Consider the following 21,596-nt stretch of genomic DNA (forward strand, 5'->3'; position numbering starts at 1 on the left):
GGACGTCCCCTATTTCAGGCCCGATGTCGCCAGCCCGTCGATCACCCGGCGCTGCAGCACGATGAAGAGGATCAGCACCGGGGCGGTGGCGAGCAGGCTGGCCGCGAGCACGATCGGGTAGTTCACCGTGCGGTCGTTGATCAGGGTGGCCAGGCCCGCCGACAGCGGCATGTCGTCGCTGTTGGTGGTGACCACCAGGGGCCAGAGCAGCTCGTTCCACGACCACAGGGTCGAGGTGATCGCGAGAACGCTGATGCTGGGCCGGATCAGCGGCAGCATCACGTGCCAGAACACCTGGAACGGGTTCGCGCCGTCGAGGCGGGCGGCCTCTTCCAGCTCGGACGGCAGCGCCAGGAACGCCGTGCGCATCAGGAACGTGCCGAAGGCGCTGAACAGGCCGGGCAGCAGCAGACCGGTCATGGTGCCCAGCAGGCCCAGGTCTTTGATGATCTGGTACTGCGGCAGCAGGTAGACCTGCGAGGGCACCATCAGGATCGACAGCACCGCACCGAGCACCAGGTTCTTGCCCCGGAAGTGCATGCGGGCGAACGCGTACCCGGCCAGCGTGCAGAACGCGATCTGGCCCAGCACCCGGATCACGGTGATGACGACGGAGGTGCGCAGCTGGTCGAGGAAGGGCAGCTGGCGGAACACCTCGGCGTAGTTGCCCCACTGGATCTTCTCCGGCCACAGGTGCGGCGTCACCGACTGCACCTCGGCGTTCGTCGACAGGCTCATCAGGATCTGCCAGACGAACGGGAACATCATCACCACGGCGCCGATCGAGAGCACCAGGTGGATCCAGACGTTGTTGCGGCGGGGGCCGACCGGCCGGCGCCGGGGGGCCTTGGCCCTCGTGGGAGCGGTGATCAGATCAGTCAAGGTGCACCCACTTCTTCTGCAGCCGGAACTGCACCACGGTGGCCAGGGCCACCAGGACCAGAACGACCATGGCGATCGCGGCGGCCATGCCTTTCTCGTTGGTGACGAAACCGGCCTGGTAGAACAGGTAGACGATGGACATGCTGTCGAACACTGTCGGGTTCATGTTCGTGGTGCCGAGCACGGCGTAGAGCAGGTCGAACATCTGGAAACCCTGGATCACGCTGACGATCGACAAGAAGGCGATGCTCGGCGTCAGCAGCGGCACGGTGATCGAGCGGAACTGCCGCAGGCGGGAGGCCCCGTCCAGCTCGGCCGCCTCGTACAGGTCGGGCGGGATCTGCTTCAGGCCGGCGCCCAGCACGATCACCGAGAACCCGATCAGCGACCAGAGGCCGACGATCGAGACCGCCACGATCGCCGCGCCGGGCGTGCTGATCCAGTACGGGCCGTCGATGCCGAACCAGCCGAGAACGTAGTTCAGCACGCCGAAGTCACCGTTGAAGATGATCCGCCAGACCATTGCCACGGCGGTCGGCATCGCCACGTAGGGAAGGAAGTACAGCACCCGGTAGACGGCGGCGCCGCGCAGTCCGGGGGTGTTGAGCAGGCTGGCCACGACCACCGCGATCGGCACGTTGAACAGGGTGATCACGGTGTAGATCAGGGTGTTGCCGATGGACTTGTACAGGTCGCCGTTCTGGAACAGGGCCTGGTAGTTGTCCAGCCCGGTGAAGGTGGTGCCGCCGAACACGCCGAACTCGGTCAGGGAGAACCAGGCGGTCTGGACGATCGGCCAGAGGAAGAACACCGCGACGCCACCCACGAGCGGTGCCACGAAAAGCCAGGGCCAGAAGCCATCGCGGCGCAGGCCGCGTTTCCTGGCCGTGGTGGCGGGGGCGGCACCACGCGGGGGTGACGTCACGGAACTCATACCGGTATTACTCCTTCGCGAGGGCCGCGTCCATCTGGGAGGCCAGGTCGGCGCTCACGTTCGCCACCGGGGTGGAGCCGGAGAACGCGTCGGGCAGCAGCTTGGTCTCGAAGGCGTTCCAGGCAGCCGTGTTGGCACTGACCGGAAGCGGTTTGGCGTACTGGACCGCGTCCAGGAAGACCTGGAGGTTCGCGTCCGGCATGGACTTGGTGAAGGCGGCCTGGGTGCCGGTGAACGCCGGGATCACCGAGCCCGCCTCGCCGAGCGCCTGCTGCGCCTCCTGGCTGACCAGGTAGGCCTGGAGGGCGTGGGCGGCCTGCTTGTTCTGCGAGTTCGCGGCGACCATGTTGGCGACACCGTGGATGACCGTGGCCTGCTGCGCGCCCTTCGGCAGCGGCAGGGCCTGGATCGACTTCTCCAGGTCGGTGCCGGCCAGCGCGGCCCGGAACCAGCTGCCGCCCCAGTACATCCCCAGCTTGCCCGAGGTGAACCACTGGTCGGCGGTGGTGTCGGTGAGCTGGGCGATGGTCGGGGAGCCGCCGGAGGCGATCAGATCGGTCCAGAACTGCAGTCCGGCCTGGGACTGCGGTGAGTTGTAGCCGGACTTGCCGTCCGCCACGACGCTGCCGCCGGCCTCGAAGATCGTGTTGTAGTAGGTGGTCTGGCCGTCCATACCGCCCGCGCCACCGTAGATGCCATCGCTCTTGAGAGCCGTGGAGATGGCCGTGGCCGCGGTCTGGAAGTCGTCCCAGGTCCAGTCGGCGGTGGGCACGTCCACCTTGGCCTTCTTGAAGATCTCGGTGTTGATCCACACGCCGATGGTGTCCATGTCCTTCGGCACGCCGTACTGCACGCCCTCCAGGCTGTACAGGCTGGTCAGTGCCTCGGGGTAGTTCGCGGGGTCGATCGCGCCGGCCTTGACCGGGCCGGTGATCGGGTCGATCTTCTGACCGCCGGCGTAGAGCTGGAAGTTCGGGCCGTTCATCCAGAACAGGTCGGGCAGGGTGTCGCTGGAGGCCTGAGTCTGCAGCTTGGTCCAGTACTGCGCGAACGGGGTGACGCTGATGGCCACCTCGATGCCCGGGTACTTCTGGTTGAACGCGTCGATGTTCTTCTGGATCGCGTCGACCTGGGTCTGGTCCCAGACGCCGTAGGTGAGCTTGGCCTTGAGATCGGCGCTCGGCTCGGTGTAGCCCGCACCGGCGGTGTCGGAGCCGGAGTCGCTGTCGCCGCCGCAGGCCGCGGTGGTGATCATGACGCCGAGGCCGAGAGCACCGGCCAGGATGTTGCGGCGGGAGAGGTGTGTGGTCATCGGGGGGACCTTTCGCTTGCGCCGGCGGAGAAGTGCTGGATGACGTGCGAGGGCAGTTCGGGAACGGTTTCCGGTCGGGAGCCGTTGCGGAGGGACTGTGCGGCCAGGGCTCCCGCGGCCACCGCCTCGCGGGCGGCGATCGGGGAGACGAGAGTGGGGGCGCCGGTGGCGGCGTGCTCGAGGAACTCGGCCATGGTCAGGCGGTCGGCATCTTCGTGGCCCTCGACGACGCCCGGGATCGGGTACTCGGCGTCGCCGTTCGGCTGGTACAGGTGGCGGCGGTTCCAGACCCGGATCACGCCACCGCCCGTGTCACCGAAGTTCTCGACCCGGCCGTGCGTGCCGATCACCGTGTAGTTGCGCCAGTAGTCCGGCGTGAAGTGGCACTGCTGGTAGCTCGCGAGCACCCCGTTGTCCAGGGTCATGAGCATCATCGAGACGTCTTCGACGTCGACCACGGGGTTCAGCCCGGTGTGGCTGGCCGGCGGCCAGTTGTCGAACGAGAACCAGTCGGGCATGGTCTCTCCCGGCCGTTCCCGGCGGTCGGTGATCCCCCCGAACATCACCAGTCCGCCCATCCCGGACACCTGGCGGGTGTAACCGCCGGCCAGGTAGTGCACCACGTCGATGTCGTGACTGGCCTTCTGCAGCAGCAGGGTGTTGGTCTTCGAGCGGTCGGCGTGCCAGTCCTTGAAATAGTAGTCACCGCCGTTACCGACGAAATGCCGCACCCACACGGCCTTCACCTCGCCGATCTCACCGCGCTCGACCACCTGGCGCAGTCCCTGGACCACGCCCGCGTGCCGGAAGTTGTGGCCCACGTAGAGCGGTGTGTTCGTCGCGGCCGCCGCCGCGAGCACCCGGTCGGCGTCGGGCAGCGTGGTGGCGAGCGGCTTCTCGAGGTACACGGCGATCTTCGCGCGCAGCAGTTCCACCGCGATGTCCGCGTGCGTGTGGTCCGGCGTGGTGACGACCGCCGCGTCCACCCCCAGCGCGATCAGGGCCTCGACGCTGTCGAGCACCTGGGCCCCGGGGAAGATCTCCGCACCCCGGCGCCGCCCCTCCGGCTCGGTGTCCACCACGGCCGTGACCCGCGAGCCGGGTCGCACGTCGGGCACGTGCAGCCCGATGACCGAGCGAGCGCCACAGCCGATGACTGCTACCGAGAGGCCTGATGTGATCATCCTGCGCAAGCTCCTGAGCGATTTTGACTGATCATGGCTCCGAATGAGCGTGAATAGACAGTAGCGGCGAATCTCTGGTCCGCCTAGGGGTGTTCCCGTGCTGGATCCGCAGAAGTAACGCGCGCGCAACATAAGAGGGCTTGAACGGGGCGAAGGGGGCACGCAAGCAGTACGAAAGGGGCGCGTGGGGTGCTCGTCAGCTCTGGATCGCCCCCTCTTCCCCGTGATCATGCAAAACCTCCCCGGAGTTCTAGAACTGTGAGGGTGAGAGTTCTAGAGGACTGGGGAGCATGTGCATGATCACGGGGAAAGAGGGGCGCAACGCGGATGGGGCGGCGACAACGCGGATGGGGCCTCGGCGACGCGGAGGGAGCAGCGGCAACGCGGGGAGGGTGGTGTCCACGCGGGGGAAAGTGATGCCGCGCTCGAGTGCCTGCGCGGGGGGACGGACGCTACGAGAGGTGCAGGGCTTGTCCGCCCCTGCGGTGACCACCTTCTTGATCGTGATCAGGCAAACCTTCCCCGGCGAACGGGGGTCACCTCCCGGCCGGAACTGGGGGATGCTCTGATCGCGAACACAGCGGAACCAGTGAAGGTTCGTGGCCACCACACCATGCGGCGAGGTGCGGCTGCGAAACCCTGGCCTTCCCCTCGTTGCCAGGCAATTGCCCCAGCTGAGGGCGCGCGAGTTCTAGAACTCCGGGGAGGTTTTGCATGATCACGGAAGGGGTGGTGGGTTGCCCCGCTGACGGGACCGGCGGGCAGGGCCCGTGATGGGCGTCCACCATGGCGGGTTGACCGTTGAGCCGCAGGTCAGCCTGCTACCAGGACCTCCACGCCGGCGGTCTCCATCGCGGCGGCGAGTTCCGGGGTCAGGGGGAGGTCGGTGACCAGGGTGTCGATCTGCTCCAGGGGGCAGATACGGGCGAAGGTGGTCTTGCCGAGCTTGGTCGAGTCGGCGGCGACCACCACGCGGCGGGCGACGGCGGCGATCTGCCGGCTGGCCTCGCCCTCGCCCTCGTGGATGGTGGTGGCACCGAAGCGGCCGGTCAGTCCGTCGACGCCGAGAACGGCCAGATCGAGGCTGAATTCCCGCAGCGACGCCGCGACCAGAGGGCCGACCAGCTCGTACGACTGGGCCCGGGGCACGCCGCCGGTCACGACGATCTTCACGTGCTCGCGCACGCTCAGTTCGTAGGCGATGTTCAGTGCGTTCGTGACGATCGTGATGCCCGGCGTGGAGCCGCGGGCGAGCAGGCGTTCGCTCGAACCGAGCACGCGGGCGACCTCACTGGTGGTGGTGCCCCCGTTGAGCCCCACCGAGTCGCCGGGCGAGACCAGCGCCGCCACGACCTTCGCGATCGCCGTCTTACCCTCGGCCTGCCGCACCAGCTTGTACTGCAGCGGCAGTTCGTACCCCGAGCCGAGCGCCGACGCGCCACCGTGGGTACGGGTGACAAGTCGTTGCTGCGCGAGCAGATTCAGGTCGCGGCGGACAGTCGCGGGGGAGACGTCGAGCGCCTGCGCCACGTCGGCGATCGAGACGTTGCCGCGTTCGGTGACGAACTCGAGAACCTTGTTGAGCCGTTGCTGGGCCGTCATCTCTCTCCATCCGGGGGTCGTCCATGCTCTCACGCGGAGAGGGGTTGACTCGCTCTGTTCACTTCTGATCGTATGGCTCAATATTGATCAGAACTAGTCTGATATCAATTCCCCCGACACCTGGGAAGAGGGCATGACCACCTTCGTCGATGCCGAGATCGCCTCGCAGCCGGACGTCTGGCAGCTCGCGGGCGCACTCGCCTCCACCGTCACGAACGACCTGCCGAAGAGCGGCGAGCGGGTGGCTGTCGTCGGATGCGGAACCAGCTGGTTCATCGCCGCGAGCTACGCCGTCCTGCGTGAGAGCGCGGGGGAGGGCGTCACCGACGCCTTCGCCGGCTCCGAGTACCCCGCGAGCCGCCGGTACGACCGGGTGATCGCGATCTCCCGCTCCGGCACCACGACCGAGATCATCGAGCTGCTGCAGGGGCTCAGTACCCCGAGCACCCTGATCACCGCCGTGCCCGACGCTCCTGCCGCCCAGTACGCCGGCGCCGTGATCGGGATGCCCTTCGCCGACGAGCAGTCAGTGGTGCAGACCCGGTTCGCCACCAGCGCGCTGGTGCTGCTGCGCAGCTCGCTGAGCGGCAGCACCGCCGGTCCCGACCTGACGGCGCTCGCCGCGGACGGGGCCAAGGCGCTGGCGGTGCCGATCGACGAGCTGCTCGGCGCGAGCCAGGTCACCTTCCTGGGCCGGGGCTGGACGGTCGGCCTGTCCAGCGAGGCGGCACTGAAGACCCGCGAGGCCGCCCAGTTCTGGGCCGAGTCGTACCCGGCGATGGACTACCGGCACGGCCCGATCGCGATCGCCCAGCCCGGCCGCCTGGTCTGGGCGTTCGGTGAGGTGCCCGACGGGCTGGCCGACGACGTCGCCGCCACCGGCGCGACCTTCGTGCACCACGACATCGACCCGCTGGCCGCCCTGGTGGTGGCCCAGCGGTTCGCGATCGGGCTCGCGCACGCGCGGGGTCTGGACCCCGACAACCCGCGGTCGCTGACCCGCTCGGTGATCCTCGGCTGAGAGTGTTCGGGATCGGCTGAGGGCGTCCGGCGCGCAGGTGGAACGATCAGCGACATGAATGGCATGAATGGCATGAGCAGTGACGCCAGCAGTGACGGGCAGTCCGTCGGCATCGATGTCGGGGGCACCTCGATCAAGGGGGTGCTGCTGGGGAAGGACGGCTCGATCCTCGCCGTCCACCGGCTGCCCACCCCGAGCCCCGACCCCACCGGTGAAGGCGTGGTCGAGACCGTGGCGCAGGTGCGCGACGCCCTGACCGGCGATCTGGGGGTGCCGGTCGGTGTCGCCCTGCCGGGTGTGGTGGACGAGGAGCACGGTTTGGCCGTGTTCAGCGTCAACCTCGGCTGGCAGGACCTGCCGATGCACGACCTGCTGGTCAAGCGGCTCGGCACCCCGGTCGCGCTGTCGCACGACGTGCGCGCCGGCGGGGTCGCGGAGGCCCGTACCGGGGCTGCGCGCGACGTCCCCGGCGTGGTGGCGTTCGTGCCCATCGGTACCGGCATCGCGGCTGCCGTTCTCGTCGACGGCCGTCCCGTGGTGTCCGGTGGCTGGGCCGGGGAGATCGGTCAGTTGCTGATCACCCACGGCGACTTCGCCGGCCGGCGGGTGGAGGAGGTGGCTTCGGCCCGGGCCACGGCCCTGCGCGCCGGGGTGGCCAGCGCCCGGGAGGTGGCCAGTGCCGCCGCTCGCGGAAGTGCGGTGTCGCAGCAGGTCTGGAACGAGACGATCGAGGTGCTCGCCCAGGCCCTGGCCGGTCTGAGCGCCACGGTCGCGCCGTCGGTGATCGTGATCGGGGGCGGTCTGGCCCTGGCCGGACGCCAGCTGATCGGCCCGCTCGGCGAAGAACTCGCCCGGCTGCTGCCCGGTCTGCGCGTGCCCGAGCTGGTCGCAGCCGCGCACGGCGATGCCGCCGCGGCTGTCGGCGCGGCCCTGCTGGGCCTGGAGGTGGCCGCATGAACGGCATTTTCGCGATCCGTCGGCTCGTCGACGCGGTCAGCCACGACGGTCCGGGCTGGCTGCGCATTGAGGACGGGGTGGTCACCGAACGTGGCGACGGCGAGCCGCCGTCGGCACCGGTGGAGACGCTCGACGTGGTCGTCCCCGGTGCCGTCGACACGCACATGCACGGGGCCGTCGGTATCGACCTGGCCACACCCGGCGTCGATCCGCAGCCGGCTCTCGACCACCATCACCGGGCGGGCAGCACCACGCTCATCGCCTCGCTGGCGACCGGCCGGATCGACGACACCCGTTCCCGGGTGCGGGAACTCGCCCCCCTCGTCGGCGAAGGCCGGCTCGCCGGGCTGCATCTGGAGGGGCCGTGGATCTCCCAGGCCCGGCGGGGTGCCCACAACCCGGCGCTGCTGCGGGAACCCAGCCGCGCCGACGTGGCCGACCTGCTCGCCGCGGGTGACGGTGCCGTGCGGATGGTGACGATCGCGCCCGAGCTGCCCGGCGCTTTCGACGCCATCGACGAACTGGTCCGCGCCGGGGTGGTGGTCGCGATCGGGCACACCGACGCGGACACCGACACCGTGCACCGCGCCGTCGACGCCGGGGCCCGCGTCACCACCCACCTGTTCAACGGCATGGCGCCGATGCATCACCGCCAGGCCGGTACGGTCGGCGTCTCCCTGAGCGACGACCGTGTCACCGTCGAGCTGATCGGCGACGGTGAGCACGTCAGTGCCGAGGTCATCGACGTCGCCCGCCGGGCCGCGACCGGGCGCATGGTGCTGGTGTCCGACGCGATGTCCGCGACCGGTCTCGGTGACGGGTCGTACGACCTGGCCGGCTCGGAGGTCGTCGTGGCGGGTGGCGTCGCGGTGCTGAAAGAAGGAAATTCCTTGGCGGGCAGCACGACCGAGCTGGTGCGGGCGGCGGTCTCGCTGCTGAACCGGGGCGTGCCGCTGCCCGAGGTGGTCGCGGTGTCCAGCGCCACCGCGGCCGGGGTCTTCGGGCTCGGCGGACACTCCCTGCTGCCCGGTGAGCCCGCTGACCTGATCGAACTGCACTTCCCCGACGGTGTCGCGGAGGTCGCCCGGGTGGCCCGGAGGGGTATATGGCTCAGCTGATCGTGCTCACGCCGAATCCGGCCGTGGACGTGACGTATCGCGTTCCGGCCTTCGACGTCGGTGCCACCGTGCGGGTCTCGCAGGTGCAGCGGCGTCCCGGCGGCAAGGGGCTCAACGTGGTGCGCGTGCTGCGCACGCTGGGCGAGGAGGCCGTCGCGGTGCTCCCGCTGGGCGGGTCCGCGGGGCGGTGGGTCGCGTCGATGATGGACGAGGAACACCACGCCTGTGAGGTCGTCACCGTGGACGGGGAGACCCGCAGCACGGTGGCGATCGTCGATCCGGTCGGGCATCCCACGCTGTTCAGCGAACCCGGCCCGGCGCTGTCACCGGCCGAGGGTGACCGCCTGATCGAGGCCACCGTGAAGCACTGTGAGCCGGGTTGCGTGGTGGTGGTCTCCGGATCGCTGCCGCGGGGCGTGGATGCGGACTGGGTCGGGCGACTGGTGAGGGCCGTGCGCGGGGCGGGCGCCCGGGTGCTGGTCGACACCTCCGGACCGGCGCTGGTCGCGGCTGCCCGGGCCGGGGCCGACCTCCTCAAACCCAATGCGGCGGAGGCCATCGAGGCGATGGAGGCGGAGCTGGGCACGCCCGGGCACGAGCCGGTGCCTGCTCCGCCTGCTTCCCCGGATATTGGCGATAACAGGCTCCCGCCGAAACCGGTGAGGAACGTGGACGGCCGGTCCGGCGGGACTCGCCTGCGGCAGGCTGTTCAGTACCTTCAGAGTCTCGGTGCCTCAACAGTTGTCGTCTCCCAGGGAGCTGACGGCCTGATCGCGTTCAGCCCGGATCATGACCTGATCACCCAGCGGGCCGTGCGGGGCGTCACCGGGAACCCCACCGGCGCGGGCGATGCCGCCACCGCCGGGCTGGCCCTGGCCTGGGCCCGGGGCGAATCGATGGAAACGGCGTTGCGGCAGGCCGCCGTGCTCGGCGCGGCCGCCGTCAAGCAGCCCACGGCGGGCGAGGTCGATCTCGCCGATGTACGGGCGTTCGACCAGCAACTGTCAGCGGACTAGAGGATTTCAGATGAGCAAGCCCGTGGTGCTGGAGCAGGCCCGGAAGAACGGGGTCGGTGTCGGCGCTTTCAACGTGATCCTGCTGGAGCACGCCGAGGCGATCGTGGCCGGGGCGCAGGCGGCCGGCCTTCCGGTGATCCTGCAGATCAGCGAGAACTGCGTCAGCTACCACGGCGCGCTCGAGCCGATCCTGGCCGGCACCCTCGCGGTGGCCCGCCGGGCCGGGGTCGACGCGGTCGTGCACCTGGACCACGCCGAGAGCGAGGACCTGGTGCGGGAGGCCGTCGAGCTGGGCGTTCACAGCGTCATGTTCGACGCCTCGCACGACGACTACGACGTGAACGTGCGCCGCACCGCCGCCATGGCGCAGTTCTGCCACGCGGCCGGTGTCCACATCGAGGCGGAGCTCGGCGAGGTCGGGGGCAAGGACGGCGTGCACGCCCCCGGCGCCCGCACCGACCCGGCCGATGCGGTGTCGTTCGTCGCCGCGACCGGCGTGGACAGCCTGGCCGTGGCGGTCGGCAGCTCCCACGCGATGACCGAGCGCACGGCCCAGCTCGACCTCGACCTGATCGCCGACCTGGCGAAGGCCGTGCCGGTGCCGCTGGTGCTGCACGGTTCGTCCGGGGTCTCCGACGACCAGCTGGCCGGGGCGGTGCGGGCCGGGCTGGTGAAGGTGAACATCTCCACGCACCTGAACGGCCTGTTCACCCGGGCGATCCGGCAGCGTCTGGAGGCCGACGAGAAGCTCGTCGACCCGCGCAAGTACATCGCCCCGGGCCGTGAGGCCGTGGCCCACGAGGTGGAACGTCTGCTCAAGCTCCTGGCCGGCCGGTGAGGTAGGTTTCCCGCTTTTTCGTCAAGACGGGGTATCGCGCACCGGGTCGGGGGCGCGCTGCGTGATCACCCGGACCCACTGCCCCATCTCTTCCTGCTCGATGCGGTTGATCGTCTCGACCAGCAACCGGTCGCGGCTGGAGTCGTAGTCGTACGGCGCGGAACCGATGGCGTAGAGACGGCGTTCGGCGTTCACAGCCTCACGCGCCCGGCTGAAGCGCACGTAGTTCTCGTGCCACTGGAACAGGTTGCGCAGCCCGGTCAGCAGCACCAGGCAGGCGCCGAGCACCGCGGGCACGACCGGCACGCCGGGCACGATCACGGCCGCCACCGGGATCGCCGCCGAGAGCACCACGAACAGGATCTCGGTCAGGCGGTACCGGTTGCGGGAGCGGTCAGCGTGCCGCCGGTACCGCTCGTACGACTCATCGGCGAGCGCGGCCGCGTAGGAGGCGCCGTCCAAGATCAGCCCTGAACCTGCAGCACGGCCACAGAATCCGGCTGGAGCCGCACGGTTTCCTCGTCCACTGTTTCGATGGAACCCCAGGTGAGCCGCGGCACCGAACCGGCCGCCACCACGATGTCGGCCTCCGGGCCGATGTTCACCACGGTGGTGAACGAGCCGCGCCGCATGGCGATCCAGCCCTCCCCGTGGGTCACCGTCACCGCGTCGAACGAGTCGTTCAGCAGGTCGGGCGAGGCGGCGCGCAGGGCGATCAGGTCGCGGTACCAGCGCAGCATCGCGCCATGGTCGAGTTCGCCGTCCACCCGGCCGATCTCGGACCAGTCGAGCACGGACGCGTCGCGGGTCGAGAGGGCCTGCGGGTCGGGGACCTCTTCGGGGGCCCACCCGTGGGAGCCGAACTCCGCGCGCCGGCCCTGGCGCACCGCGTCGGCCAGTTCGGGACTCTCGAACGCGGTGAAGAACTGCCAGGGGGTGAGCGCGCCCCACTCTTCACCCATGAAGAGCATCGGCGTGTAGACACTGGTCAGCATGATCGCGGCCGAGGCCGCCAGCCGGCCGGGGGCGATCGTGGCGCTGGGCCGGTCGCCGGTGGCGCGGTTGCCCACCTGGTCGTGGTTCTGGGTGGCGATCACGAACTGGTGCCCGCGGTGCTTGTCCGGGGAAATGGGCTTGCCCCAGTGCTTCCCGCGGAAGGTGGAGTAGTCGCCGGCGTGCCGGAAGGCCTCTTTCAGCACCCGGGCGAGCACCGACGCGGTGCCGAAGTCGACGTAATAGCCCTGGGTCTCACCGGTGACGAAGGAGTGGATCGAGTGGTGCACGTCGTCGTCCCACTGCCCGGTCAGGCCCCGCCCGCCCCCGGCGACCGGCTCGATCATGAACGGGTCGTTCAGGTCGCTCTCGGCGATCAGGCCCAGCGGGCGGGCAAGCTCTTTCGACAGGTCGGCGGTGCGCTCGGAGATCTCGGCCAGGATGTGCCGGGGCGAGGAGTCGACCAGCGCGTGCACGGCGTCGAGCCGCAGGCAGTCGATGTGGAAGTCGCGGAACCAGCGCAGCACGTTGTCGACGATCCAGGAGCGCACACCGTGCGAGCCCTCGTCGTCGAGGTTGACGGCCTCGCCCCAGGGCGTGGTGTGGGCGTCGGTGAAGTACGGGCCGAACTCGCGCAGGTAGTTACCGTCGGGACCGAGATGGTTGTAGACGACGTCGAGGCAGACGCCCAGGCCCTTCCCGTGCGCCGCGTCGACGAACCGCTGCAGCGCCTCCGGCCCGCCGTAGGAGTGGTGCACGGCGTACAGGCCGACCCCGTCGTACCCCCATCCCCGCACTCCGGAGAACTCGGCGACCGGCAGCAGCTCGATCATCTGCACGCCGAGGTCGACGAGGTGGTCGAGCCGGCCGATCGCGGCGTCGAGGGTGCCCTCGGGCGTGAAGGTGCCGATGTGCAGCTCGTAGAACACGGCTCCGCGGCTGTCCAGGCCCGGCCAGGATCCGTCCGACCAGGCGTGGCGCTCGGCGTCGAACACCCGGCTGGCGGCGTGTACGCCCTCCGGCTGCCAGGCACTGCGCGGGTCGGGACGGGGGTCACCGCCGTCGAGGGCGAACGCGTAGTCCGTGCCGTGCCCCGCCTCCGCTACGGATGCGTGCCAGAGACCGGCGGTTTCGGGAGTCGCCTCCTGCCCCAGAGCCGGGTCGGCCACGAGCCGTAGAGGCTCACGCCGATCGAGGCCGGGCAGGTGCAACATGACGCGACTGGCGCCGGGGGCCCAGAGGGTGAACTCGTGCACGGGGTCAGCCTCTCAGAAGATCGGCCGCAACACCCGCCCAAAGGTTACGGTGGCGCATGCCCACCGCACTCGTCACCGGCCCCACCGCCGGTATCGGTACCGCCTTCGCACGTCGCCTCGCGCGGGACGGCTACCACCTCGTTCTGGTCGCGCGCGACGCCGGCCGGCTGGAGGCCCTGCGCGCGGAACTGGGTGACGCGGAGGTGATCGTCGCCGATCTCGGCGATCCGCAGCAGCGCCGGGCCGTGGTGGAACGACTGGGTGACGCCACTCGCCCGGTCGATCTGCTGGTCAACAACGCGGGGATCGGCGGGCAGGGCGAGTTCTGGACCACGCCCTTCGAGAAGCTGCACCACCAGCTCGAGCTCAACGTCACCGCGGTGATGGAGCTGACCCACGCGGTGCTGCCCGGCATGAAGCAGCGGGGCGCAGGGGGAGTGATCAACGTGGCCAGTGTGGTCGGGCTGACTCCCGGGCGGGGTTCCACCTACACCGCGAGCAAGGCGTGGGTGATCGCGCTGAGCGAGGGCCTGGCCAACAGCCTGCAGGGCACCGGCGTGCGGGTGCTGGCCCTGTGCCCCGGGCTCACCCACACCGAGTTCCACGCCCGCGCGGGTATCGACATCGCCTGGGTCCCCGACCTGCTCTGGCTCGACGCCGACTACGTGGTCGACCAGGGGCTGCGCGATCTGCAGAGGGACGCGGTGGTCTCGATCCCCAGTCGGCGCTACCGGGCGCTGGTCACGGTCTCCCGGTTGGTGCCCCGGTCCGTCACGCGTTTCGTCGCGGCCCGGCCGGGTGGCCGGTCGCGTACCTGAGAGGATCGGTTCCATGGCGAAGAACGAGCAACAGACGCACGAGCCGGCCCAGCTTTCCGAGTTATTGCGGGTGGGTGAGGGTTTCGACCTTGCCTCGACGGATTCTTCGGGCACGCCCGGATTCTCCGGATCGAAGGTCGAGGGGGAGGCTGCGTTGGAGTCTGGGGCGCAGGTCCTCTCGCAGTTGCAGGAACGGCTCTTCGCCGAGGGTTTCAGTGGCACCAGGGCCGACCGGGTGCTGCTGATCATCCAGGGCATGGACACCTCCGGCAAGGGTGGCATCGTGCGTCACGTCGTCGGGGCGGTCGACCCGCAGGGGGTGCGGCACACGGCGTTCAAGTCGCCCACCCCGGAAGAACTGGCCCACGACTTCCTCTGGCGGGTACGCCCCCGGGTGCCGGAGCCGGGCCTGATCGGCGTCTTCGACCGCTCGCACTACGAGGACGTACTGATCGTGCGCGTGCACGACCTGGTGCCCGCCCGCGAGTGGGAGACCCGCTACGACACGATCAACGCGTTCGAGGCCGAGCTGGCGGCCCAGGGCACGGCGATCGTCAAGGTGATGCTGCACATCTCCCCGGCCGAGCAGCTGCGCCTGCTGGAGAAGCGGCTGTACCGGCCGGACAAGTACTGGAAGTACAGCACGGCCGACCTGGACGAGCACGCCTACTGGGACTCGTACCAGGAGGCGTACCAGGCGGCCCTGACCCGCTGCTCGACCGCGGTGGCGCCCTGGCACGTGGTGCCCGCCGACCGGAAGTGGTACGCCCGCTGGGCTGTTCAGAGTCTGCTGGTCAACGCCCTGACCGCACTGGACCCGCAGTGGCCGGCCGCGAAGTTCGACGTCGAGGCGGAGCGGGCGCGCCTGAAGGCGCTGCTGGCGGCCGACTGAAGCTCGGCAAACCTCGTTCGTGATCATGCACAGTGTCCCCAGCGTTCTAGAGCTCTTCGCTCGACAGTTCTAGAACTCCGGGGACACTGTGCATGATCACGGAAGGTTTTAGGGGGTGGTGAGGAGGGCCACCGGGTAGGTGCCCAGGAGCTCGGCCAGCTTCACCGAACCGCCCGGGAACTCCTGTCCGGTCAGCTTGTTCGTCCAGGTGCCCTCCGGGAGCACCACCACCGCGTCGCCCCATTCGCCCAGGGACAACGCCAGGCGGGTGGCGACGGTGACCGCCTTCACCGTCGCGTCGGGACCCCGGCCGAAGGCCACGGCGTGCGACGAGGAGGTGGGGATCGGGGTGTACGAGCCGCCCGTGAACCAGTCCGGGTGCTCGCGGCGCAGGTGCAGGGCGGCGCGGGTGACGAGGAGCTTCTCCGCGTCGGCCAGTTCCTCACCGGTGAGCCGGCCCAGCGAGCCGGACTCGACCAGGTCCAGAAGCCGCTCCCGGTAGGTGTAGTCGATCGGGCGACGGTTGTCCGGGTCGACGAGGGAGTGGTCGACGACCTCGGTGCCCTGGTACACGTCGGGCACGCCGGGCATGGTCAGCTGCACCAGCTTCTGGCCCAGCACGGTCGCCCGCACGGCCGGGGCGGTGCGGGCGCTGAACCGCGCGACCGCCTCCAGGATCGAGGTGTCGGCCAGCACCGAGCGCGCGTACGCGGCCACGGCCTCGTCGAACTCGGTGTTCGGGCTGGTCCACGTGGTGAGCTGCTTGGCCTCGCGGGTGGCCTTGGACAGGTAGTCGGTCAGGCGCTCGGGCGAGATGCCCGGCACCGCGAGCAGCGTCTGCCAGAAGAGGTATTCGGTGGAGGCGTCGGGGTAGCCGCCGGACGACCGGTACTTCGCGGCCGACGCCGACCATTCCCGCACGGCCTGCGCCCATTCCGCCGGGATCTCGCTGAGCGGGGCCAGAGTGGCCCGGGCGTCTTCGGAGCGCTTGGTGTCGTGCGTCGAGAGCGTCGTCATCGTGCCGGGCCAGTCGCGGGCCAGGCGGGCGCTGAAGGCGTGGAACTCGTCGGTGCTCACCCCGAAGTGGGCGGGCTCGCCGCCGACCTCGTTCAGGGCGATCAGCCGGTGGTAGCGGTAGAACGTGGTGTCTTCGATGCCCTTGGCCATCACCGGGCCGCAGGTCTGCTGGAACCGCGCCACCAGCTCGGCCCGCACCGGATCCGAACCGGCCGCGACGCCTTCCAGCAGAAGGTCTTTCACCAGGTCCAGGGCGGGTACGAGCTCTGGGGCGACCCGCTGGGCGGCGATCGCGTAGGCCCGGTCGACGGTCGCGACGGCCTCGGCCGGGGCGGCCTCGCCCGGCACCACGTAGGCCCGGTAGCGGTCCATCGCCACGAGCAGCTCGACCACGGCCGCGTGCAGCCCGCGGCGGGTGAAGTCGGCCAGATCGCGGTCGGCGTCGCAGATCTCCTCGAGCAGGTCGACCAGCCGCCGCACCTCGGTGTTCAGGCTGGAGTCGGTGATCTGCCGCTTGGAGGCCCCGACGATCTCCTCGAGGGTGCGCTCGTCGCCGGTGAACTCGGTCAGCAGGTCGGACAGCGGGGCCGCGCCGGCCGGGTCGACGAACAGGCCACCGATCCGGTTGAGGGCGTCGTACCCGGTGGTGCCGGCGCAGGGCCAGTCCGACGGCAGGGTCTCCTCGCCCTCGAGGATCTTCTCCACGACCACCCAGGCGCCGTCCGTGGCCTCGGCCAGGTCGCGCAGGTAGCCCCGCGGGTCGGCCAGACCGTCCGGGTGGTCGATCCGCAGACCGGCCAGCGAGCCGTCCTTGATCAGGGAGGCGATCAGCTCGTGCGTGGCGTCGAACACCGAGCGGTCTTCGACCCGCACCGCGATCAGCGTGGTGACGTCGAAGAAGCGGCGGTAGTTCAGCTCCTCGTCGGCCGTGCGCCAGAACGCCAGCCGGTACCACTGCGCCTCGAGAAGCTCCTCCAGCGGCAGGTTCTCGGTGCCGGGCCGGATCGGGAACTCGTGGTCGAAGTAGCGCACCACCGAACCGTCCACCGCGATCTCGCCCGCTGCGAGCACCTTCGGCAGCCGGTCGCCGAGCACCGGCACGATGATCCGCCCGGGCGCCCAGTTCACGTCGAACCAGGAGGCGAACTCCGACTCCGGGCCGTGCTGCAGCAGCGACCAGTACGGTGCGTTCAGCCGGGCCGGGGTGGGCACGGCCATGTGGTTGGGCACCACGTCGGCGACGGCCGCCAGCCCGGCGGCCCGCAACGACGCGACCATCGCGTCGAAAGCCGGGCGCCCACCCGCGTCCTCACTCAGTTCGGCGTGTGACACCACGTCGTACCCGTGGGCCGAGCCGGGGGTGGCCCGCAGGATCGGGGACAGGTACGCGTGGGTCACCCCGAGCCGCTCCAGATAGGCCGCCCGGTCACCCACGTCCGCGAACCCGAAGGAGTCGCGGACCTGAAAACGATAAGTGCTGACGGGCACGCTCACTCGGGTCGTCTACCTTCCAACGCGGGGGGCCGGGGTCGGGGTCAGCCGGGGCGCCGCCCTTGGCACCATGTCGATCGGCCGCTGCCCGAATCCGGCGGACTGTTCGCTGTTCGCCGACACAGTATTGCCGCCGGCGCCGGAACCGCGCCTCGAGGTGGCCATCTGGTGCCCGGCGGTGTTCACGTCGATCGTCGGGCGCTTCAGCACCACCACCGACCGGGCCACCACGTGCACGAGTTCACCCGGCGCGTAGGCATCCCCGCCGTCCTCGGCGGTCACGTCGTCCACCGCGGTGTCGAGCAGCACCGTCCACCACGTGCCGTACTCGACCGAGGGCACGGTGAACTGCAGGTCTTCGTAGTGGGCGTTGAAGAGGATGAGGAACGAGTCGTCGACGATCTTGCGGCCCCGCTTGTCGGGCGCCATGATGCGCTCGCCGTTGAGGAACGTGGCGACGGCCCGGGCGTAGCTCTGGTGCCAGTCGTCGTCGGCCATCGGCTGTCCGGCGGGTGTGAACCAGGCGATGTCGCCGACCTCGCTCTGGCCACCGCGGGAGGCGGCGCCGTTGAAGAACCGGCGGCGGCGGAACACCGGGTGCTCGTGCCGCAGTCGCACCGCTCGCCGGGTGAAGGTCAGCAGGTCGTTGTCCGGCCCGGCCATCTTCCAGTCGATCCAGGCCAGTTCGTTGTCCTGGCAGTAGACGTTGTTGTTGCCGTTCTGGGTGCGGCCGAACTCGTCGCCGTGGGCCAGCATCGGCACGCCCTGCGACAGCATCATCGTGAGGATGAAGTTGCGCTGCTGGCGGGCGCGCAGGGCCTGCACGTTCTCGTCGTTGGTCTCACCCTCGACGCCACAGTTCCAGGACCGGTTGTGGCTCTCGCCGTCGGCGCCGCCCTCACCGTTCGCGTCATTGTGCTTCTCGTTGTAGGACACCAGGTCCCGCAGGGTGAAGCCGTCGTGGGCGACCACGAAGTTGATGCTCGCGATCGGGTGCCGGCCGTCGTCCTGGTAGAGGTCGGACGAGCCGGTCAGGCGGGAGGCGAACTCGCCGAGCGTCGAGGGCTCGCTGCGCCAGAAGTCGCGCACGGTGTCGCGGTACAGGCCGTTCCACTCGGTCCACAGGGGCGGGAAGTTGCCGACCTGGTAGCCACCGTCGCCCAGGTCCCAGGGCTCGGCGATCAGTTTGGTCTGCGAGATCACCGGGTCTTGCTGCACCACGTCGAAGAACGCGCTGAGCCGGTCGACCTCGTGGAACTGCCGGGCCAGGGTGGCCGCCAGGTCGAAGCGGAAACCGTCGACGTGCATGTCGAGCACCCAGTACCGCAGTGAGTCCATGATCAGCTGCAGCACGTGCGGGCTGCGCATGAGCAGGCTGTTCCCGGTGCCCGTGGTGTCGTAGTAGTGCGAGCGGTCGTCGTCCACCAGCCGGTAGTAGGCGTTGTTGTCGAGGCCGCGGAAACAGATCGTCGGCCCGAGGTGGTTGCCCTCGGCGGTGTGGTTGTAGACGACATCGAGGATGACCTCGATGCCGGCCTCGTGCAGCGCCTTCACCATCACCTTGAACTCCTGCACCTGCTGACCACGCTGGCCGGCGGCGGAGTAGGCGTTGTGCGGGGCGAAGAAGCCGATGGTGTTGTAGCCCCAGTAGTTCGACAGGCCCTTGGTGACGAGCGTGGTGTCCTGCACGAACTGGTGCACCGGCATCAGCTCGATCGCGGTCACGCCCAGCTTCACCAGGTGGTCGATGATCACCGGGTGGGCGATCGCGGCGTAGGTGCCGCGGATCTCCTCGGGAACGCCCGGGTGCGTCATCGTGAGGCCCTTGACGTGCGCCTCGTAGAACAGCGTCTCGTGGTACTCGCGACGGGGCGGGCGGTCGCTGCCCCAGTCGAAGTAGGGGTTCACCACGATCGAGAGCATGGTGTGGCCGAGGCTGTCGTCGGTGTTGAACTCACCGGTGCCGTCGGTGTTGGCGTCGAAGCGGTAGGAGAACAGCGACTCGTCGCCGTCGATCTGCCCCTCGATCGCCTTCGCGTACGGGTCGAGCAGCAGTTTGGAGGGGTTGCAGCGGTGCCCGCGATCGGGGTCGAAGGGGCCGTGCACCCGGTAGCCGTAGCGCTGACCCGGCCCGACGCTGGGCAGATAGCCGTGCCAGACGAAGCCGTCGACCTCGGTGAGCTCGATCCGGGACTGCGTGCCGTGGTCGTCGATCAGGCAGAGCTCCACCCGGTCGGCCACCTCGCTGAACAGCGCGAAGTTGGTCCCGGCGCCGTCGTAGGTGGCACCCAGAGGGTAGGGATGGCCTGGCCAGATCTCCATGTACGTCCCGAATCTGCGTCTGGTGCGTCGATCAACAGGTGAGCGGATCCGGCACGTCCCGCCACGCTGCGCGAGGCGCCGGAAACACGTGCATTGTTGCGGCTCCCGCACCCGGATGCGGAGTGAGGGGGTGCCGACGCGCCGGTTGGAACCGGAAGCGGCCGATATGTCCCGGCCCGTGGATGGCCGTCGTCCCAGGATATCCGCCGGGTCGTGACAGTTCGTCGTTCTGCCTATCCGGGCAGTGAGCGCTCGACGATCATCCGGGTGGGCTTACGTCCGACCGGCAGGGTGCCGTAGAGGGTGCCGCCGCTGCCGGCGACCCGGGTGGTGACGAAGGTGGACGAGACCGGTTCGGGGGCGTTGCGCACCAGCAGGGACGCCTGGAGCACGACACCGAGCCGTTCCACCATCCAGCGGGCCCCGGCCTCCACCGCCGCCGGGTCGCGGCGGGCCTCGCGGGAGGCGGCCATCAGGAACCCGGCCACCTCGTCCATCGCCCGGTCGAGACGGGGATCGGCGCCGCGACCGCGGTCGATCTCGGCGAGCAGCACCTCCATCGACCGGGGCTGCATCGCCATGGCGCGCAGCACGTCGAGAGCACTGATGTTGCCCGGACCCTCCCACAACGGGCCGACCAGCGAGTCGCGGAACACCCGGGCCAGGCCGTGCTCCTCGACGAACCCGTTGCCGCCGAGACATTCCAGGGCCTCGGCCACCACCCCGGTCGCGCGCTTGCAGATCCAGAACTTCGCCACCGGCACCGCCGCGCGCAACAACTCGGTCTCCCCGGCGTCCACCGCCGCCGCGAGCCGCATGGCCAGCACGGTCGCGGCCTCACTCTCCAGCGCCAGGTCGGCCAGGACGTTCTGCATGAGCGGCTTGTCGGCCAGCGGCGAGCCGAACGTCTCGCGGTGCCGGCAGTGGTGCACCGCGCGGGCCACGGCCTGACGCATCTGCCCGGCCGAGCGCAGCACGGCGTCGAGCCGGCTGGCGGTGAGCATGCCGGTGATCGTGTGCTGGCCCCGGCCCTCCTCGCCGAGCCGGGCGGCCCAGGTGCCGTCCAGCTCGACCTCGGCGGGCAGGTTGGAGCGGGTCCCCACCGCGTTCTTGAGGCGCAGCAGGCGCCAGGTGTTGCGCGAGCCGTCATTCAGGACGCGGGGCACGACGAACGCTGTCAGCCCACCGGGTGCTGTGGCCAGCACCAGGAACACATCACTCATGGGCGAGGAGACGAACCACTTCTGCCCGGTCAGCCGGTAGATGTGCTCGCCCTCGACCGGGCCGTTGCCGGTCAGGTCGGGCTGCGGGCTGGCGACCGTGGTGCCCGCCTTGGGGTCGGAACCGCCCTGCCGCTCGGTCACGGCCAGCCCGGCCAGGCAGCCCAGCTTCTCGCCGGGGGCCCGGAACGCCGAGTCGTACGAGCGGGCGGCCAGGCGGGGACGCCAGATGCCGTCCAGCTGGGCGTCGGCACGCAGCGAGGGGATCGCCGCATAGCTGGTGCTCAGCGAGGACAGGTGGCCACTCTCGACCTGCGACCAGATGATCATCGCGGCGGCCCGGGCGGTGTGCGCGGCCGGCGGGGCATCGGTGTCCCAGGCCGCGGCGGTCAGACCCGAGCGCACCCCGGTCTGCATCAGGCGGTGCCAGGCCGGGTGGTAGTCGACCTCGTCCACCCGGCGGCCGAAGGGGTCGTGGGTACGCAGCGTCGGCGGGAACCGGTCGACGGCCTCGGCCCAGCCCAGTGATCGCGGCGCCCCGGCCAGCCGGCCCAGGTCACGCAACTTGGCCAGGTGCAGCTTGCCCTCGTGCCGCTCGACCGCCTCGACGAGCACCAGGTCCTCGGAGAAGACGTCGCGGTCGACCGGGGCGGGCACCAGATTCAGTGCATCGTCGGAGTCGGCCACGGACGTCACCGTACCCATGACCACCCGTGTATCCCG

Annotated in this window: 17 protein-coding genes; 7 read left to right on the forward strand and 10 right to left on the reverse strand. The window is 69.9% G+C overall.

All coding sequences use genetic code 11. The features are described 5' to 3' along the window. Window positions 1-9: 9 nt before the first annotated feature. From QSK05_RS18045 to QSK05_RS18065, 5 genes are all read right to left on the reverse strand, one after another. Window positions 10-882 carry a carbohydrate ABC transporter permease gene (locus QSK05_RS18045; RefSeq protein WP_285598404.1) on the reverse strand — a complete coding sequence of 291 codons (873 nt, stop codon included), beginning with the start codon at window positions 880-882 and terminating at the stop codon, window positions 10-12. Continuing rightward, window positions 875-1,816 (reverse strand): carbohydrate ABC transporter permease, encoded by a 942-nt coding sequence (locus QSK05_RS18050; RefSeq protein ID WP_285598405.1) that lies wholly within the window; start codon window positions 1,814-1,816, stop codon window positions 875-877. Before QSK05_RS18050 ends, QSK05_RS18045 begins: the two co-directional genes overlap by 8 nt. A 7-nt stretch (window positions 1,817-1,823) precedes the next feature. Continuing rightward, entirely contained in the window at window positions 1,824-3,128 is a 1,305-nt protein-coding gene (locus QSK05_RS18055; RefSeq protein WP_285598406.1) for an ABC transporter substrate-binding protein, read from the reverse strand. Continuing rightward, on the reverse strand, window positions 3,125-4,312 hold the full coding sequence (locus QSK05_RS18060; RefSeq protein ID WP_285598407.1) for a Gfo/Idh/MocA family protein: 1,188 nt from the start codon (window positions 4,310-4,312) through the stop codon (window positions 3,125-3,127). The genes QSK05_RS18055 and QSK05_RS18060 overlap by 4 nt, the downstream gene beginning before the upstream one ends. 813 nt (window positions 4,313-5,125) lie before the next feature. Beyond that, window positions 5,126-5,914 (reverse strand): DeoR/GlpR family DNA-binding transcription regulator, encoded by a 789-nt coding sequence (locus tag QSK05_RS18065; RefSeq protein ID WP_285598408.1) that lies wholly within the window; start codon window positions 5,912-5,914, stop codon window positions 5,126-5,128. 133 nt (window positions 5,915-6,047) lie between these two features. Here QSK05_RS18065 and QSK05_RS18070 point away from each other — a divergent pair, with 133 nt between their 5' ends. The 5 genes from QSK05_RS18070 (at window position 6,048) to QSK05_RS18090 (ending at window position 10,864) form a co-directional block, all read left to right on the forward strand. Beyond that, window positions 6,048-6,935 (forward strand): SIS domain-containing protein, encoded by an 888-nt coding sequence (locus QSK05_RS18070; protein WP_285598409.1) that lies wholly within the window; start codon window positions 6,048-6,050, stop codon window positions 6,933-6,935. A gap of 72 nt (window positions 6,936-7,007) precedes the next feature. Next, window positions 7,008-7,892, forward strand: a complete 885-nt coding sequence (locus QSK05_RS18075) for an ROK family protein (RefSeq protein ID WP_285598410.1) — start codon at window positions 7,008-7,010, stop codon at window positions 7,890-7,892. Beyond that, the gene (locus QSK05_RS18080) at window positions 7,889-9,010 is read left to right on the forward strand and encodes an N-acetylglucosamine-6-phosphate deacetylase (protein ID WP_285598411.1); all 1,122 of its coding nucleotides are present in this window, start codon (window positions 7,889-7,891) and stop codon (window positions 9,008-9,010) included. The genes QSK05_RS18075 and QSK05_RS18080 overlap by 4 nt, the downstream gene beginning before the upstream one ends. Continuing rightward, window positions 8,998-10,026 carry a 1-phosphofructokinase family hexose kinase gene (locus QSK05_RS18085; RefSeq protein ID WP_285598412.1) on the forward strand — a complete coding sequence of 343 codons (1,029 nt, stop codon included), beginning with the start codon at window positions 8,998-9,000 and terminating at the stop codon, window positions 10,024-10,026. The genes QSK05_RS18080 and QSK05_RS18085 overlap by 13 nt, the downstream gene beginning before the upstream one ends. A gap of 10 nt (window positions 10,027-10,036) precedes the next feature. Further along, window positions 10,037-10,864, forward strand: coding sequence for a class II fructose-bisphosphate aldolase (locus QSK05_RS18090; RefSeq protein ID WP_285598413.1), 828 nt, complete (start codon window positions 10,037-10,039; stop codon window positions 10,862-10,864). A gap of 21 nt (window positions 10,865-10,885) precedes the next feature. Here QSK05_RS18090 and QSK05_RS18095 read toward each other — a convergent pair whose 3' ends face one another. Continuing rightward, a complete protein-coding gene (locus QSK05_RS18095) occupies window positions 10,886-11,326 on the reverse strand; it encodes a DUF4231 domain-containing protein (protein ID WP_285598414.1) in 441 nt (146 codons plus the stop codon). A gap of 2 nt (window positions 11,327-11,328) precedes the next feature. Then, window positions 11,329-13,113 carry a malto-oligosyltrehalose trehalohydrolase gene (gene treZ / locus QSK05_RS18100; RefSeq protein WP_285598415.1) on the reverse strand — a complete coding sequence of 595 codons (1,785 nt, stop codon included), beginning with the start codon at window positions 13,111-13,113 and terminating at the stop codon, window positions 11,329-11,331. 56 nt (window positions 13,114-13,169) lie between these two features. Here treZ and QSK05_RS18105 point away from each other — a divergent pair, with 56 nt between their 5' ends. Both QSK05_RS18105 and QSK05_RS18110 read left to right on the forward strand, forming a co-directional pair. After that, window positions 13,170-13,931, forward strand: coding sequence for an SDR family NAD(P)-dependent oxidoreductase (locus QSK05_RS18105; RefSeq protein ID WP_285598416.1), 762 nt, complete (start codon window positions 13,170-13,172; stop codon window positions 13,929-13,931). 13 nt (window positions 13,932-13,944) lie between these two features. Next, window positions 13,945-14,823: a PPK2 family polyphosphate kinase gene (locus QSK05_RS18110; RefSeq protein WP_285598417.1), complete on the forward strand. Its 879-nt coding sequence runs from the start codon at window positions 13,945-13,947 to the stop codon at window positions 14,821-14,823. 108 nt (window positions 14,824-14,931) lie between these two features. Here the strand turns inward: QSK05_RS18110 and treY are convergent, their stop codons facing one another. The 3 genes from treY to QSK05_RS18125 form a co-directional block, all read right to left on the reverse strand. Continuing rightward, window positions 14,932-17,334 carry a malto-oligosyltrehalose synthase gene (treY, locus tag QSK05_RS18115; RefSeq protein WP_285598418.1) on the reverse strand — a complete coding sequence of 801 codons (2,403 nt, stop codon included), beginning with the start codon at window positions 17,332-17,334 and terminating at the stop codon, window positions 14,932-14,934. Window positions 17,335-17,343: 9 nt separating this feature from the next. Continuing rightward, entirely contained in the window at window positions 17,344-19,653 is a 2,310-nt protein-coding gene (glgX, locus tag QSK05_RS18120) for a glycogen debranching protein GlgX (protein WP_285598419.1), read from the reverse strand. Between the two features lie 233 nt (window positions 19,654-19,886). Next, window positions 19,887-21,560, reverse strand: coding sequence for an acyl-CoA dehydrogenase family protein (locus tag QSK05_RS18125; RefSeq protein ID WP_285598420.1), 1,674 nt, complete (start codon window positions 21,558-21,560; stop codon window positions 19,887-19,889). Window positions 21,561-21,596: the final 36 nt, after the last annotated feature.

The organism is Kineosporia sp. NBRC 101731, assembly GCF_030269305.1.
GTDB lineage: Bacteria > Actinomycetota > Actinomycetes > Actinomycetales > Kineosporiaceae > Kineosporia.